Annotated in this window: 9 protein-coding genes; 8 read left to right on the plus strand and 1 reads right to left on the minus strand. The window is 42.6% G+C overall.

Going from position 1 to position 17,446, the window contains the following annotated elements:
* Positions 1-94 precede the first annotated feature (94 nt).
* Positions 95-1,036, plus strand: coding sequence for a LysR family transcriptional regulator (locus V7K53_RS14980; RefSeq protein WP_335198308.1), 942 nt, complete (start codon positions 95-97; stop codon positions 1,034-1,036).
* A gap of 121 nt (positions 1,037-1,157) precedes the next feature.
* Positions 1,158-2,789 (plus strand): mucoidy inhibitor MuiA family protein, encoded by a 1,632-nt coding sequence (locus tag V7K53_RS14985; RefSeq protein ID WP_335198309.1) that lies wholly within the window; start codon positions 1,158-1,160, stop codon positions 2,787-2,789.
* 46 nt (positions 2,790-2,835) lie between these two features.
* Here V7K53_RS14985 and V7K53_RS14990 read toward each other — a convergent pair whose 3' ends face one another.
* A complete protein-coding gene (locus tag V7K53_RS14990; protein WP_335198310.1) occupies positions 2,836-3,546 on the minus strand; it encodes a pYEATS domain-containing protein in 711 nt (236 codons plus the stop codon).
* A 502-nt stretch (positions 3,547-4,048) separates the two neighbouring features.
* Between V7K53_RS14990 and psb34 (V7K53_RS14995) the strand changes: the two genes are divergently transcribed.
* From psb34 (V7K53_RS14995) to V7K53_RS15020, 6 genes are all read left to right on the plus strand, one after another.
* Positions 4,049-4,219 carry a photosystem II assembly protein Psb34 gene (gene psb34, locus V7K53_RS14995; RefSeq protein ID WP_289798921.1) on the plus strand — a complete coding sequence of 57 codons (171 nt, stop codon included), beginning with the start codon at positions 4,049-4,051 and terminating at the stop codon, positions 4,217-4,219.
* Between the two features lie 233 nt (positions 4,220-4,452).
* The gene (gene psb34, locus V7K53_RS15000; protein WP_335198311.1) at positions 4,453-4,623 is read left to right on the plus strand and encodes a photosystem II assembly protein Psb34; all 171 of its coding nucleotides are present in this window, start codon (positions 4,453-4,455) and stop codon (positions 4,621-4,623) included.
* Between the two features lie 205 nt (positions 4,624-4,828).
* Entirely contained in the window at positions 4,829-5,554 is a 726-nt protein-coding gene (locus V7K53_RS15005) for a Uma2 family endonuclease (protein ID WP_335198312.1), read from the plus strand.
* Between the two features lie 235 nt (positions 5,555-5,789).
* Positions 5,790-6,572 carry a COP23 domain-containing protein gene (locus V7K53_RS15010; RefSeq protein ID WP_335198313.1) on the plus strand — a complete coding sequence of 261 codons (783 nt, stop codon included), beginning with the start codon at positions 5,790-5,792 and terminating at the stop codon, positions 6,570-6,572.
* Between the two features lie 389 nt (positions 6,573-6,961).
* Positions 6,962-11,650 carry a choice-of-anchor I family protein gene (locus V7K53_RS15015; RefSeq protein WP_335198314.1) on the plus strand — a complete coding sequence of 1,563 codons (4,689 nt, stop codon included), beginning with the start codon at positions 6,962-6,964 and terminating at the stop codon, positions 11,648-11,650.
* A 109-nt stretch (positions 11,651-11,759) separates the two neighbouring features.
* Positions 11,760-17,183 carry a phytase gene (locus tag V7K53_RS15020; protein ID WP_335198315.1) on the plus strand — a complete coding sequence of 1,808 codons (5,424 nt, stop codon included), beginning with the start codon at positions 11,760-11,762 and terminating at the stop codon, positions 17,181-17,183.
* Positions 17,184-17,446 lie beyond the last annotated feature (263 nt).

The raw sequence follows: 17,446 nt of genomic DNA on the forward strand, positions 1-17,446 counted from the left end.
CTCGTAACTTTCTGTGAGCATCACTATATCATTTGCCAGTGTTCAGCAATACTAGTTTTATATCTATTAATCGCCATATATAGGAGAATCACCCTTGAACCAAGCGACGCTGCACCAGTTAAAGGTGTTCGAGGCGGCGGCACGGCACAGTAGCTTTACTCGTGCTGCTGAGGAATTGTTTCTCACCCAACCTACCGTTTCTATGCAGATCAAGCAACTAACAAAATCGGTAGGTTTGCCATTATTTGAGCAAGTGGGGAAGCGATTGTATCTGACGGAAGCAGGACGGGAATTATTTGCTACTTGTCGGCAGATTTTTCACAATATAGCCCAGTATGAAATGAAGGTGGCAGATTTAAAAGGGCTAAAGCAGGGACAATTACGTTTGGCAGTGATTACAACAGCAAAATATTTTATTCCACGTTTGTTAGGGCCATTTTGCGAACTTTATCCAGGGATTGATATTTCGCTACAAGTCACAAATCACGAACAAATTTTGGAACGGATGAGTCAAAATTTGGATGACTTATATATTATGAGTCAAATTCCAGACAATATCGATGTGACTTGTGAACCATTTCTAGAAAATCCTTTGATAGTCTTTGCACCAACTAATCATCCTTTATCCAAAGAAAAAAATATTCCTATACAACGCCTGTCTAACGAACCTTTTATTATGCGGGAACCAGGTTCAGGAACTCGTCGCGCCGTCCAAAAGCTATTTGAAGAAGAAGGGGTAACGGTAAAAGTCAAGCTAGAATTGGGAAGTAACGAAGCAATTAAACAAGCGATCGCAGGTGGTTTAGGAATTTCTGTTTTATCCCGTCATACCTTACTATCAGACGCTTCAGAGTTCAGCATTTTAGATGTGCAACACTTCCCCATTCAGCGGCATTGGTACATGGTTTACCCATCTGGCAAGCAGCTATCTATCGTCGCTCGTGCCTATTATGAGTATCTACTAGCGGCAGCAAAAAATATTGTTGACCAAAAAGATGATACCGCTCATAGCACGTTTGAACCAATTCACGGATAAGACAATTCGTAATTTGTAATTACGAATTACGAATTACGAATTAACTAAAGGGGTTGACTGTTAGACCGGTAAACATTGACAATTAACCAGCAGAATCATTAAAAATGGGGGAAGACTGGCAGTGGTTAACCCGGAAATACCATCTTGGCGCAAAACAGTACAAAGCGAGATTGTAGCTGTTATCGTGTATGCTGACAGAGCATTGGTTACACGGCGAGGTGTAGTTGATTTAACAGGAATTGAACAGGAATTAGTAATTACCCCAGTGCCAATGACTTTAGAAACTGAGTCTATCAGGGTTAGCGGTACAGGTACAGTAGGGGTGCGCTTGATGGGGGTTAGTAGCGATCGCATCTACACTACTGAACCAGTAGCAGAACGAGTAGCACATTTGACAAGGCAAATTCAGCAATTAGAAGCAGAAAAACGCCACCTACAAGCCCAGGTGGATGCTTTAGCGTTGCAATCTAGTTTTATCGCTGGCTTACGTGAAAAAACAGAAGAACCCTTTTCACAGAGTTTGTCTCGGAAAAATCTCAGTCTTAGCGAAACATTGGATTTCCTCAACTTTCTTGGAAGCCAGTATAGTGAATATGCGATCGCATCTGGAGAGTGCAAAACCCAACAGCAGGAGTTAGAGAAACAACTGCAAGCACTCCACACTTCATTGCAAATAATCCAAACGCCCCATCCTAAAGAAAGTTTTAGCTTAGTTGTAGCTGTTGAAGTCGCGGGTGAAGGCGAATTTGAATTAGAGGTATCTTACATCGTAAATCGTGCTAGCTGGAATCCGCTTTATGACTTACGCTTTAGCACTACCAGCGATATTGTGCATCTGAGCTACCTTGCAGAAATCACTCAAAGCACTGGCGAAGATTGGATTGGTGCAAATCTCACCCTTTCTACCGCTAAACCAGGATTAGGTACACTTCCACCTAAACTTGAACCTTGGTATATTGATGCCCCACGTCCACAACTGTTACAACGACACCGATTTACTGCCCAGCCACCACTGCTGCCTAGCATACCAGAACCGCCTGCTTCTGCTGCCAGAGCTGATTGGCAAGAACAAGAAGAAGTTGCACAGGATAGTCTTATCGCAGCAGAAACCGTTACAGCAGAAGTATCCAAAGAAGGGAGTGTAGTTACCTTTAAATTGAATGGCGGTGGTAATATTCCCAGCGATGGCGCACCTCATAAAACTACGATTTTCAACGATGATTATCCTTGTAGCTTCGATTATGTGGCAATGCCGCGCTTGGTAAGTTTTGCTTATCTACAAGCGAATGTGAAAAATAGTCCCAACGGTGCGACTTTGTTACCAGGTAAAGCGAATATTTTCCGCGATAACGTTTTTATTGGGACAACTCAGTTAGAAAATATTGCACCAGGGCAAGAATTCAAACTGAACTTAGGAATTGATGAAGGTTTAAAAATTGAGCGCGACTTAGTTGAGCGTCTAGTAGATAAAAGATTAATTAGCAACCAGCGCCGGATTACTTATAGTTATCGGTTGATTGTTACTAACTTACTAGAGAAAGAAGTAAATCTAAAATTAACTGAACAATTGCCAGTTAGCCGCACCGAGCAAATTAAAGTACGCCTCAGTCGCAGCAACCCACAAATTCAACTCGGTGAAATGGGGATTTTAGAATGGCTGTTAACTCTTCCAGCCCAAGAGCGACGAGAGGTATATTACCAGTTTAATGTTGAACACCCGCCCGACTTAATGGTAGTTGGGTTAGAAATTTAGGGAATCTTAAAAAATAAAATCTCTAATAATTAGTAGGGTATACTAATTACTCTGGTGGGCGTCCTGGTAGATCGAGATAGCGAGTCAGCCATAACGCTTCTTGATTTTTTCGTTCAACGTATGCAATTACCGTGAACTCTCCCCAAATATTCAGCCACAGTTCAAACTGATTATTATGTGACTCAGTAGCAATAATTTGCTTTTTAAAAGAGTTGTGTAAGCGATAGGTAACGCGAACACAATTATTAAAATCAACTTCTGAATAAGCCTCTAGCCAAATCTTAACCCGGTAAAGTCCACGTTTTTCTAAAGTTTTGGGTACAATCACCTCAGATGTATGAATTAAATAGACACTCTCATCAATTCCTGTAGAATGTTTTTGATAATTCAGAACTTTTTCATTAATATCTTCAGGGATAGTTATACCACTCACACCTTCCGAAGTTGCAGTCCTTACTTGTGCATTTTTGATCGCTAGTGGAGCATCTAGCTCCACAAAATTTCCGAATTTAACTGGAGAACCATCTTGGATTCTTGCGATAAAAGCATTGAATAAGCTACTAATTTGCGCGCTAAAATTTTTATTAATATATCTGATTATAAAAATCCAAAACACTAACCAGACTATGGTTTGCCAGAAAGGAACCCAACTCGCACCTAGTAGGTTTACTCCTTCCTGTTCCTTTTTTATAATTGGGGATGGCGATGGTTCAGAGGTTTGTGCGATATAAATAGTCTGAAAATTACTAATTTTCATTATGTTGTTAAACCAGATATATCCAAAGTCAAGCTTATCACTAATAATATAGGACTTACGCACAGGTAACGGAAAACGAACCACAGAGGATACAGAGTTCACGGAGGAATGAGAGTTTGAGAGGGTTAATGGTCAGTTAGATGTTGAATAGAGGAATAAACCTTCTTCACCTAATATTTTTAGTTTTAGCTCAAACTCTCAAACATTTTGGTACTCTCTTTTTTCATATATAGAAAACGATTGAACGTATCAGTTCTATTTTCTAATTCACCATTTTTTATTTGTCACTACAATGCGATCGCCATTTTTTCTCTGTCTAGAGTGGTAAAAGAGAGTTATAGACAAGCTACTTTCATTGCCTAGAAGTGCTTCGCTGGAATCTGCGATCGCTCATAAGTCAATTTTATAGATAACATCAGTCTTTTTTTGTCAAGCCATATTGACGATTTGTAACAAAACCGTTATATTTAGTTACATAAGATAACAAAACAAAGAAAAAACCATGTATACCACCACTAACGAAGACGGCATCCTCAACAACTACGCAGCAGAACCCAAGATGTACTACGCTGAGTACCCAGCAATTTGGGAACAACGTAAATATGTTTTACAGGGTCTTTTTGCAACTTTAATCGTCACCGCTTTAGTTTTGGTTGGTTTGAGTGTTAGCTAAGATTTTTTGATTTCAGTATCGCTGTATCTCATCGTCATTCAGACTTCTCTCTGTAACCCCGGTTAGTTTGGCCGGGGTTTTTTGTGTTTTACGTATCCCAAATGGCAGTGGTGTGCTGATAAGTCAGTTTTATATTTACCATCAGTATTTTTTTGTCAAGTCCTGTTGACTATTTGTAACAAAACCGTTATATTTAGTTACATAAGATAACAAAACAAAGAAAAGAAAAAACTATGTACACCACCACTAACGAAGACGGCATTCTCAACAACTACGCAGCAGAACCCAAGATGTACTACGCTGAGTACCCAGCAATTTGGGAACAACGTAAATACGTTTTACAGGGTCTTTTTGCAACTTTAATTGTCACCGCTTTAGTTTTGGTTAGTTTTAGCGTTAGCTAAGATTTTAGATTTCGTTATCGCTGTATCTCATCGTTAATCTCACTTCTCGACTTTACCTCGGCTAAATTAGCCGGGGTTTTTTGTGTGTGTTCTATGCATTCCAAAGTGTGAGTTGTATATTGCGTTTTAAAATAACAGCATTACGCCTCACAACAAGCCACTGGTCAGCCATAAAATAAAGACAAATCAATAAAAGGGGGTGTTTATGACAACCCAAATCGGTGAAGCTAAATCTTCAACAGAACTGGTAATATCTTGGGAAGCGTTGCCCACAGATTTTCACCTAGAGGATGAACCAGTAGAAAATACAGGTCAGCCACTATTGGCTGGTGCTTTGCGCGAAAGCCTTGAGATAAGTGGTTTTATCCAACCGCAGATGTTGATAGCCTCAAATTTTGGACTTTGTGCGACGGTAAACGGACAATTTGTTGCTAAAGCACCCGACTGGATTTATGTGCCATCGGTAAATCAGGTTTTAGGAGAACGCAAAAGTTATACACCCAATTTAGATGGAGATATTCCGGCAATTGTGATGGAATTTCTCTTTGACACTGAGGGTGGAGAATACTCTTTTAAACGAACCTATCCACCAGGAAAATGGTTTTTTTACGAGCAGATTCTTCAAGTCCCAATTTACATAATTTTTGACCCAAATGGTGGTTTATTAGAATTTTACCAACTCGAAAACAGGCGCTACGAGTTAAAGCAACCTGATGAAAATGGTCGTCATTGGATTGATTCAATGGGTTTATTTCTGGGAACTTGGCAAGGAACAAAAGAAGCCAGAACTGGTTATTGGTTGCGCTGGTGGGATGAGGGAGGTAATTTGTTACTTTGGGCAATGGAACAAATCGAACAGGAACGCCAGCAAAAAGAACGGCTAATTGCCTATTTACAATCTCAAGGTATCGATCCAAATAATTTGCCCTAGCATATACAAATAAAATTTTCAAGTATTTGAGTGACTTAGTTTAAGCAAATAAGCGCTACAACCGTTACGCCTATCAAGGAGTAGGGCATCATACAGAAATTCAAGTACGGGTGAAAAAGCTACTCGCAAAGAAAAAAGCACGAGAGAAAAAAATAAGTTTTTGCTGAATCAAAAGCCAGAATTATTCGTCACTTAAACTATCAATTCCCTACTTAATTCTCCTGGAGGATGATTTATGTCATCACAAATGCTGCGGTTGATATCTTTGGGCAGTCTTGGCTTATCTTTGTGTCTGGGCAATTCGGCAGCAATGGCGCAATATGATTCCACTGGCGATGGTGTAGTAGTACCAACAGTACCATCAGGTGGCACATCAGCACCAGTCCCAATAGACACATCGACAGGTGTACCACCTTCACCCTCTGCTGATGGTACAACTCGGTTTACCTGTCAGACTTACAATGGACAGTACACTGTCATGTACCAGCCACAAAGTCAACCAGGACAATTCTTTCCTTGGGCAGCACCTGCGGCTTTAGGTGGTGGTTGGGACGCACAAAGGCGTTGTACAGCAATTGCCAGTCGCTTGGAACTTTATCGCCCAGATGGTTTACAAGAACTTCAGACATCCGTAGAAAATAACGAAAATACTGTCTGCGTCACAACTGAAGCTAATCCAACCTGTAGAATTGTGCTGACAGTCCCCCGTGGAAAAGATCCTGTTGTTATCCGCAATAGCATTTTCCAAAACTTGACTACTGCTGACAGCGGACAACAGACTATAGCCGTTAACACTTATGGCGATCGCAGTAGTGGAGGCAACGAATTATATAATTTAGGACGCACACTTCTAGGCGGTGGTAATAATCGGGTTAGTTCATCTAGAAGTGGGATTAATCTGAAACCTTTCCTCGATCGTCAAGATGGTGGTACTGGAAACAATTTGCGGAGTGGAGTAGCAATTCGTCGTCAGTCTCAACCTAACGGTGTTCGTTTAAGCCCTGGTAAATTCCGGTAAGCAAGAGTGGCTTTTAATACAAAATGAATTTCAAATAAAAAATATCCAACTACTTATTGTGGGGCGGACATCTTGTCCGCCTTTTTTTATGGGCGTAATTGCTGTGCCTCGGACTTCTTCGAGATGTCGGGGATCTAAATCCAGCTGTATATTATTTCTTCTTTTAACCTTTTGCTAGCAGTTTCTTAACGTTACTGAGATAACTTGAGGTTGCTGAATATGGATTAATACTAGTAAAATCCGTAGCTTTTTTGACTACAAAATAGTTTTTATTGATAGTGATATTGCGATTGTCAATGTGACTTGATTATGTTCGCAAATTATTACTGAACATCAGCTTTTCAGGCAATTTTCAAACAATACAAAATAAATTGAAGGAGACGTTATTAATGGCTTTGACACAAGGCGATATTGCTTTTATCTCTTTCAATGCCGATGAAGATGGCTGGTCTATTGTCACATTTGTAGATATAGATCCGAATACAACTATTTATTTCAGTGACGGCACAGCTTCGAGTCCAACCGCCATTGGTAGTACTGAATCTTCGTTTGTATGGAATACAGGATCTCAGACAATAGCCGCTGGTACTGTAGTTCGCTTTAGTGCAATTGACAGCACGAGTCGCGCATCATCTATTGGTACATTTACAGTCGTTAACTCAAGTAACCTGGGACTCAGTGCAACTGCTGAGACTGTTTATGCGTTTTTGGGAAATAGTGGCACTGCCCCAACTACAATTCTGACTGCCGTCTCCAGTGAGGCGAATAACAACAGTTTGGCTACTGTTGGGCTAACTGATGGAGTTAATGCGATCAAACTCACCAGTAGCACTGATTATGGTCAGTATACTGGTTCCCGTACTGGACAAACCAGTTTTGTCAACTATAAAGCGTTGGTTAACAACAGTGCAAATTGGACAGTTGATGTCGGAGGGGACGGGGCGACGGTAATTCCTAACACCACAAACTTGACGATCGCTGATAATGATATTGCGACCAACAATAACTCCAGTATTTTGCAGAAAATTGGCAGCTTCATCAGTACTAATGGAGCCGAAATATCCGCCTTTGATTCAGGAAGCGATCGCTTATTTGTGGTTGCTGGCAGCATAGTTGAAATTTATAATGTCAGCAATACAGGGACGCTAACCTTAGCTGGTTCTTTGACAACAGGATTTACGCCTCCCGCAGGGACACAAGCCATTCCCAACAGCGTTGCGGTGAAAAATGGTATTGTCGCAGTCGCCTACGCCATTCAAAACACCAGCACAAACGCCCAACAGACAGGACAGGTGAGTTTCTACAATGCCGCCAATGGCAACTTATTGAACTCGGTGGCGGTGGGTGCATTACCCGATATGCTCACCTTTACGCCCGATGGCACGAAGGTATTAGTAGCAAATGAGGGAGAACCCAACAGCTACGGGCAACCAAATTCGGTAGATCCTGAAGGTTCAGTCAGTATTATTGACATTGCTGGTGGTGTAGCGAATGCAACCGTTGCCCAAGCCTCATTTACGAGCTTCAATAGCCAGATCGCCACACTCAAAGCCGCAGGTGTACGGATTACTGGCCCCGGCTCGACGGTGGCACAAGACTTAGAACCAGAGTATATTGCTGTATCTCCAGACGGTCAAACTGCACGAATTACTTTGCAAGAAAATAATGCGATCGCCATTCTGGACATTGCTAGCGCCACCATCACCAATATTTTGCCTCTGGGTGTGAAAAATTACAATCTTCCAGGTAACGGATTAGATGCTAGCGATCGCGATCTAACCAGCAGTAGTGGTCAAATTAATATTCAGAATTGGCCAGTATTTGGGTTATATCAACCCGATGCGATCGCTAGCTTCACCGCCAACGGACAGACTTACTACATCACCGCCAACGAAGGAGATTCCCGCGACTACACTGGTTTTAGCGAGGAAATCCGGGTAGGCGCAGCCGGATATGTTTTAGATCCAACAGTTTTCCCTAATGCGGCTACCCTGAAGCAAAATACCAATCTGGGACGGTTAACCGTTACAAATGCCACAGGAGACACAGACGGAGACGGAGATTTTGACCGCATCGAAGCATTTGGGGGACGTTCCTTTTCAATTTGGAATGCCAGCGGCAATCAGATATTCGACAGTGGCGACCAATTTGAACAAATCACCGCAACCAAAGTACCAACTCTGTTTAACTCAGATGGTGCGGCTGATACCTTTGACACCCGCAGCGATAATAAAGGGCCTGAACCCGAAGGCGTGGCGATCGGAGTCATCAACAACCGCACTTATGCTTTTATTGGTTTAGAACGCACTGGCGATGTCATCGTTTACGAAGTGACAAATCCCAACAAGCCAAGTTTCGTTCAATATATCAACACTCCTGAAGATACTGCGATCGAAGGGTTAACCTTTGTCTCGGCGGCTGATAGTCCCACAGGCAAGCCTTTGTTAGTTACTACAGCCGAAGTCAGCAAGACGGTTGCGGTGTTTGAAGTCACTCCATCCGTTCGGATTAGCAACATTCAGGGAACAGCACATATCTCATCCTTTAGAAATCAGACTGTCAGCAATGTAGCGGGAATTGTCACGGTTAAAGCAAGTAACGGTTTTTACTTGCAAGACCCCACTCCAGACAATGACGATCGCACTTCTGAAGCCATTTTTGTTTTCACATCATCAGCACCAACTGTATCCGTAGGCGATTCCATATTAGTCAGTGGAACAGTTACAGAGTTTCGTCCCGGCAACGATGTCAATAATTTAACCAAAACACAAATCACCACTCCCACAATTGTTACCGTTTCTAGTGGCAATGCCCTACCCACTGCTACAATCCTTGGCAATGGTGGCAGAACTATCCCGACAACGGTAATCGATAACGACACGATCGCTAATATCGAAACTGGAACAACCACCTTCGATCCTGTCCAAGATGGCATCGACTTCTATGAAAGCTTAGAAGGAATGCTGGTACAGGTTAATAGCCCAATTACTACTTCACCCACTGCAAACTTTGGCACATCAGAAGAAATTTGGGTATTAGCAGACAATGGCGCAAATGCCACAGGGCGAACAGTTCGCGGTGGTAGCCTGATTAGTGCTTCAGACTTCAATCCTGAACGGATTCAAATTGACGATCTCAACAATGCCTTAACACTGCCTGAAGTTAATGTTGGTACGCAACTTAGCAATATTGTTGGTGTAGTAGACTACAGCTTTAACAACTATGAAGTTCTAGTATCGACTGCTCCCACAGTAATACAGAACAGTAACATTCAAAAAGAAGTCACTAATCTAACTTCTACCACTGACAAACTGACGATCGCTACTTACAACGTCGAAAACCTCGATCCAGGTGACGATCCAACCAAGTTTAACAACCTGGCTAACCGCATTGTTAATAATCTCAAATCACCAGATATCATTAGTCTCGAAGAAATTCAGGACAATAACGGTGCAACAAATGATAGCGTCGTTGATGCCAGCACTACCTTCCAAAAGTTAATTGATACAATTACTGCTGCTGGTGGCCCCACGTATCAATATCGCCAAATTAACCCAGTAGACGATACGAACGGAGGTGAACCTGGTGGAAATATCCGGGTAGGTTTCTTGTTTAATCCTAATCGTGTCAGCTTTGTAGATCGCCCTGGCGGTACTTCCACCACCAATACTACAGTTACTAATGTCTCTGGTGTTCCTACAGTTTCTAATAATCCTGGTTTAATCGACCCCACTAACTCCGCCTTTACTAGCAGTCGTAAGCCGTTAGTAGGTGAATTTACTTTCAACGGTGAAACTGTTTATGTAATTGGCAACCACTTTAATTCTAAAGGTGGCGACCAGCCATTATTTGGGCCGAATCAACCACCAACTCTCGCAAGTGAAACCCAGCGCCAGCAACAAGCTACGCTGGTGAAAAACTTTGTCGAGTCTATTTTAGCGATCGCCCCCAATGCCAATGTAGTAGTAGCGGGTGACTTAAATGACTTTGAATTTTCCAACCCCGTCAACACCCTACAAAGCGCTGGACTGACTTCCTTAATTGAAACTCTGCCGCCAAATGAGCGTTACACCTACAACTTTGAAGGTAACGCCCAAACCCTTGACCACGTTTTAGTTAGTAACAACTTGCTCAACAAGCTGGATGGGTATGATGTAGTTCACATCAACTCAGAGTTTGCCGATCAAGATAGCGATCACGATCCTAGCGTCGCTCGGTTTAATCTCCCTAAAAACAATGCTCCCACGGTAGTACAACCGATTGACGACCAAATCATTTCTACTAATAAAGCTTTTTCTTTCAATATCAGTAACAAATTTACTGATGTAGATCCAGGTGACACCCTGACTTACAGTGCAACAGGTTTACCTACTGGTTCTAGTATCGTTGCCAACACAGGTGTGATATCCGGCACTATCTCCCAAGTCGGCATTTTTGCAGTCACAGTTACCGCAGCTGATGGTAAAGGCGGTAATGTTAGCGATACCTTTGACCTGACTGTTGCCAATAACAAGGCGACATCTGGCAACGATATCATCTTTGTCAGCGAACTTACTGGTTTGAACAAATACATAGTCAACGCTCTAGCAGGGAGCGATCGCGTCATCGGCACTAATACCAGTGAATTAATGGACGGTGGAGCAGACAATGATTACCTGGATGGCAAGGGAGGCATAGATGTACTCCTTGGTGGCGATGGCAATGACACCATCTTAGGTGGACTTGGCAGTGACGGACTTTCTGGGGGCAATGGCAATGACCGCTTACTTGGTTGGGGCGGTGGCAAAAACGAAATTGACCTCCTTAACGGCGAACAAGGTACAGATACTTACGTTTTAGGTGATGCCACTTCAGCTTTCTATACCAGTTCTCGCAACAATGATTATGCCGATATTCTCAACTTTCAAGCAAGCGATCGGATTCAGCTTCAGGGAGTTGCTAACAATTACTCGCTAGGGTCAGTTAGATCGGCTGTAGGTATTTTCACTAACAATGGAACGGAATTAATTGCTGTTGTGGAAAACGGGTTAAACCGCAATACAAATTTGGCAACAGATACTCGTTTCGTTTTTATTTAACGCAGATTTAATCGAACTCCGACAAATCTTGTGTACTCTGCGCCTCTGCGGTTCCCTATTCCCAATTTTCAAAGCAGTCTCATGTCTAGAATTTATCTCAGAATTAAACATGCTAACTACTAATACAATTCGCTTTTCTCAATTCAACGCTTCTTTGAATCGTAATGCCGAAGGTCAGTTAGTCAGCGATTTGTCTACCCCTGACAATGCTCAAGCAAAGGCAGTTGCAGAAATTATCCAGCGTAATAACCCAGATGTGTTGCTAATTAACGAGTTTGACTACTCCCCGGAGGCAGTTCAACTATTCCGGCAAAATTACCTAGCCGTTAGCCAGAATGGTACAACACCCGTTGACTACCCCTACTTCTACATCGCTCCTTCTAATACGGGTATTGCCTCTGGTTTTGACTTGAACAACAATGGCACAGCAGTTACAACCCCAAGCGAATCGGGATATGGGGATGATGCTTTCGGATTCGGGAATTTCCCTGGTCAATACGGGATGTTGCTATTGTCCAAATATCCCATTGACACTGCCAACATCCGCACCTTCCAAAATTTTCTATGGAAGGATATGCCTAATGCTTTGCTTCCTGACGATCCGACAACACCACAGCCAAATGATTGGTATTCTCAGGAGGAATTGGCAGTTCTACGCCTTTCTTCTAAAAGTCACTGGGATGTACCCATCCAGGTAAACGGCGAGACAATTCATGTCCTCGCCAGCCACCCCACACCCCCAACCTTTGATGGCGCGGAAGACCGCAACGGTAAGCGTAACCACGACGAGATCCGCTTTTGGGCAGACTATATTACCCCTGGTAATGGTAATTACATTTACGATGATAAGGATAAAACTGGCGGTATTCCTGCTGGATCGAGCTTTGTGATTGTGGGCGATCAAAATGCAGATCCGTTGGATGGTGATAGTTTTGACAACGCTATTCGCCAACTGTTGCAAAATCCTAATATCAACACTAATGTCATCCCTACCAGTCTGGGTGCGCCCCAACAAGCAGACTTACAAGCTGGTGCAAACGCTAGCCAAAAGGGCAATCCTAACTTTGACACCGCAGACTTTGCTGATAACACTCCCGGAAACCTGCGGACTGACTATGTATTACCCTCCGCTGACCTGACAATTGCCAACTCAGGAGTATTTTGGCCTCTAAATACTGATTCAACGTTTCCTTTGGTAGGTACTTTTCCCTTCCCCAGTTCTGACCATCACTTGGTGTTCGCAGATGTGCAAACTGGAGCAACCGAACCAGGTAAAACCATTCCCAATGTTGGATTTGTGGGGCAGAGTACTTTTCCCACAGGGTTTATTCCTGCTGGTGTAGCGGGAACGGTGAATGGGGTACAAACTCCACTAGGCGGACTATCTGGTGTTACTTACGATGCTGTGAATAATCGCTATTACGCCATCTCAGACGATCGCTCCCAAGTTGCCCCTGCCCGTTTTTATACCTTCACTGCCACCGATTCCGAGGTGGATTTTACTAATGTCACAACCCTGAAAGATACCAACGGCAACTTTTTTGCAACATTTAGCGTTGACCCAGAAGGCATTGCTTTAACCAACAATGAGACTATTTTCATCTCTTCTGAAGGTGAAGTTAATCCTGGTGCAGGTCGAGTTAGCAATCCCTTTATTAAAGAGTTTTCACTAGCTACAGGGAAAGAAGTGCGATCGCTATTTGTCCCCAGAAAGTTCTTGCCAGTGGTAGAAGATACCAACAGCAACGGTATTATTGATGCAGGTGATACGCAGACATCAGGTGTTTACAATAATTTAGCCTTTGAAAGCCTCACCATCACACCTGACCAGAAAACCTTATTTACTGCGACTGAAAACGCGCTGTCGCAAGATGGATTAAAGGCTTCGCTCACCAGTGGCAGCCCTTCCCGGATTCTGCAATACAATCTGGCTACTGGACAACCAGAAAAAGAATACCTTTACATTACTGATGCGATTTCCGAAGCGCCCAACCCTAGCACAGGCTCTGCTGACAATGGTTTGACAGATTTATTAGCAATAGATAATCGTAGCACATTACTGGCGTTAGAACGTTCCTTTGCCCAAGGTGTAGGCAACACCATCAAAATCTACGAAGTTTCTTTGCAAGGTGCAACTGACATTAGTTTCTACGATTCTCTCAACAATCTGAGCGCTGAAGAACTAGCAGCTATTAAACCTGCTCAAAAGCGCTTACTCTTGAATTTAAATGACTTAAACTTGCCTAACGGTACAGATAATATTGAGGGTATTACCTTTGGCCCAAAACTAGCAGATGGTAGCCAATCGATTGTGCTGATAAGTGATAATAACTTTAATCAAAGCCAATTTACCCAAATTCTCACTTTGGATGCAGACTTAGTTCCAACTGCTGCACCCACGCTAGAAACCCGTCCCGATTTATTGGACGATGAAACCCTACCAGTCGATCAACGTGCCGATGCTGACGATCCTGCTATCTATGTTAATGCTACAAATTCTGCTGATAGCCTAGTATTAACCTCAGTCAAAAATGGCGGACTGCGGATTTATGACTTGTCTGGTAATTTGTTAGAGACAGTTAATCCTGGTGGTATTCGCTACAACAACATAGACCTGCAATACGGTTTTAAATTAGGCAATCAATCAGTTGATATTGCAGTAGCTAGCGATCGCCAAAATGATAAACTAGCAATCTTCAAAATTAACCCCAATCCCACCACCCCCGGTCAATATTTGGAAAATATCACCGATAGCAATATTGGTACAATCTTCCAAGGATTGCCTTTTGAACCTCCCTATTCTGCATCAACTCGCAGTTCTTACGGACTTACCTTATACCGAAGCCCCATCACCAATGATTACTATGTCTTTACCAGTCGCCGGGAAACTGGAGACATAGCTCAGTTTAAACTGATTGACAAAGGTAATGGCAAAATTGGGGCTGAACGAGTGCGGGAATTCACCATACCGACAATTGAAGGACGCGATCCTCAAACCGAGGGTATGGTAGTAGACCAGGAAACTGGCTTCCTCTATATCGGACAGGAAAATATAGGTATCTGGAAGTTCCAAGCAGAACCAAACGGTGGCACAACTGGTAAGTTAATTGATAAAGTTAGAGATTTAGGTGGTACTTATCTCACAGATGATGTAGAAGGACTGACAATTTATTACGGCAAAAATGGCACAGGTTATTTATTAGCATCCAGCCAAGGTGACAATACCTTTGTTGCTTACACCCGTGAAGGTAACAACGAATATGTGGGTAACTTTGCTGTTGGTAACAATGGGGCAATTGACAGCGTACAAGAATCAGATGGTGCTGATGTAATTAACGTACCACTAGGGCCAAACTTCCCATTTGGTTTATTTGTCACTCAAGATGGCTCTAATGAACCTGCCAAAATAGTTAGCGATGAAGGCGAAGAAGAAAACATCAGCTCTAACTTCAAGCTTGTACCTTGGGAAAATATTGCCAATGCCTTTCCCAATTCTCTAAATATCGACACTACTAGTTACGATCCTCGCAATCCTGTTGCCCAACCCAAGCTGACTATTTATGAATTTGAAAACCTACCAAAGTTGGGTACGACCTCTGAGAATCAAGATATTTTCTTAGGTGGTTTTTCTGGGTTATATTTCCAAGGGTTTGCAGCCAATGGCAACCTGAAATTTGTTACCAACACAGACCGTGGCCCCAACGGAGAACCTGATGGTGTTAAAAGACCATTTTTATTACCCGACTTCCAGCCAGAAATAGTTAGCTTTGAACTCAAGCGCACTACAGGCGAAATTACCATTACCAACAGAACAGGACTATTTCGCCAAGATGGAACGATCCCATTAACGGGATTGCCTAATTTGCAAGCTGTAGGAAAGGGTTTAGCCTACACAGATGAAACTGCCGTTGACTTAGACAACAATGTTCTAGCTAACGATCCTTTGGGTGCTGATTTAGAGGGTATCGTCGTTGCGGAAAATGGAGATTACTGGTTGGTGGATGAGTACCGTCCGGCAATTTACCACTTTGACACTAATGGTAAACTGATTGACCGCTTTATCCCTCAAGGAACAGCCACAGCGTCCAATCCAGATCAACCAGCTGAAACTTTTGGCACTGAGGTATTGCCAGCAGTTTATGCCCAACGCCGCAATAACCGAGGATTTGAAGCTGTCGCTCTAGAAGGAAATAAATTATATGCTTTTATTCAGAGTCCAATTGATAATCCAGATGTCGCCAATGATGCGACTTCCAAAGCTTCTCTCAACCTGCGAATTCTAGAGTTTGATATTATCACCAAGCAGGTAACAGGAGAGTATTTATATCGCCTAGAAGGTCTACCAGGAACCGATAAGATTGGCGATGCAGTTTCTTTGGGTAACGGCAAATTTGCAGTAGTTGAACGAGACGACAATGCTACATCTGCTGGCAATAAATTAATTTACCAAATTGATTTAGCTGGGGCGACCAACATCAACAACCCTGCTAACTTAACCTTGCCAGTTGATAAAACTATTGAACAACTGACCTCTGCGGAGTTAGCTACTGCCAATATTACCCCTGTCAGCAAGAGTTTGATTGCTAATGCTGCTCAGTTGGGTTACACCGGGGTGGATAAATTAGAAGGTTTAGCATTGGTAGCACCCAATACTCTAGCCTTGATTAACGATAACGACTTTAATATTACAGGTAATACGGCTGCTGAAAAACTCGGTATTCTCGAATTACCTAATAATCTGACAACTGTACAACCTACTTTTCCGAACGGTTTTGGTTCTAGCAACAGCGATACTGTCAATCTTGAGCCAAGACAATTCTTTAGTGGAGGTGATGGAGCAGACTTTATAGAAGGTGCTGAAGGTAACACAATCCAGGCTGGAAACGGAAATGACACAGTGCTTGCAGGGAATAACTCTTCAGTTTCGGGGGAAGATGGTAGCGATCGCATATTTATCGGTCAAAATGGCTCGGTTCAAAATACCAGTGCTGATGGTGGCAGTGGTGATGATGCTATTACTGTGGTAGAAGCCAGTGGTAGTAATAATTTGTTTGGGGCGACAGGTGATGATACTCTCACAGTAATTGAAGGTTCTCGTCAATCATTATTCGGTGGCTCAGGTAATGACACCCTCACGAGTAACGGTAGCAATAACCTTCTCTACGGTGGTTCTGGAGATGACAAACTCTTCTCTAGTGTGAATGATTCCCTGTTTGGTGGCGCTGGTGATGATGTGCTATTTGCTGGCCAACTGGGTAGTAATAGCCTGAGTGGCGGTGCTGGTGCTGATCAATTCTGGATTGCTAATGGCAGTCTGCCAAATGGCAAGAACATCGTCAGTGACTTTACCCCAGGAATTGATGTGATTGGAATTGGTGGTATTAGTGTCACTCAATTTAGTCCTTTAACCCTATTACAACAGGGTAGTGACACCTTAGTGAAAACCGGAAATACAGAATTGGCTTCATTAGTTGGAATTACATCAACTAGCCTTACAGCAAATGACTTTGTTTTCTCTGCTAGTGTAGTTTAGCCTGTTTGTATAACGTAAGTTTTACAGCTTCATTACACAGTCAAAGTTAATGAAGCTGTATTTAGTTATTGCGAAAGCGTCTAAAGATAAAAATTAGAAATAAATGAGTTTCTGACGCAAAAAACTTTTTTAGAGCATCAGAAATATGCATTGGTTTGTACATAACATATTAGCTAAAAGATTGCAATACAAGATTTCTTAACCAGCCCACAATTTTTTCACAACTTTGGCTATGTATGTTAATTAATATGCATTTTTTCATC

Source organism: Nostoc sp., assembly GCF_036917355.1.
Taxonomy (GTDB): Bacteria; Cyanobacteriota; Cyanobacteriia; order Cyanobacteriales; family Nostocaceae; genus Nostoc.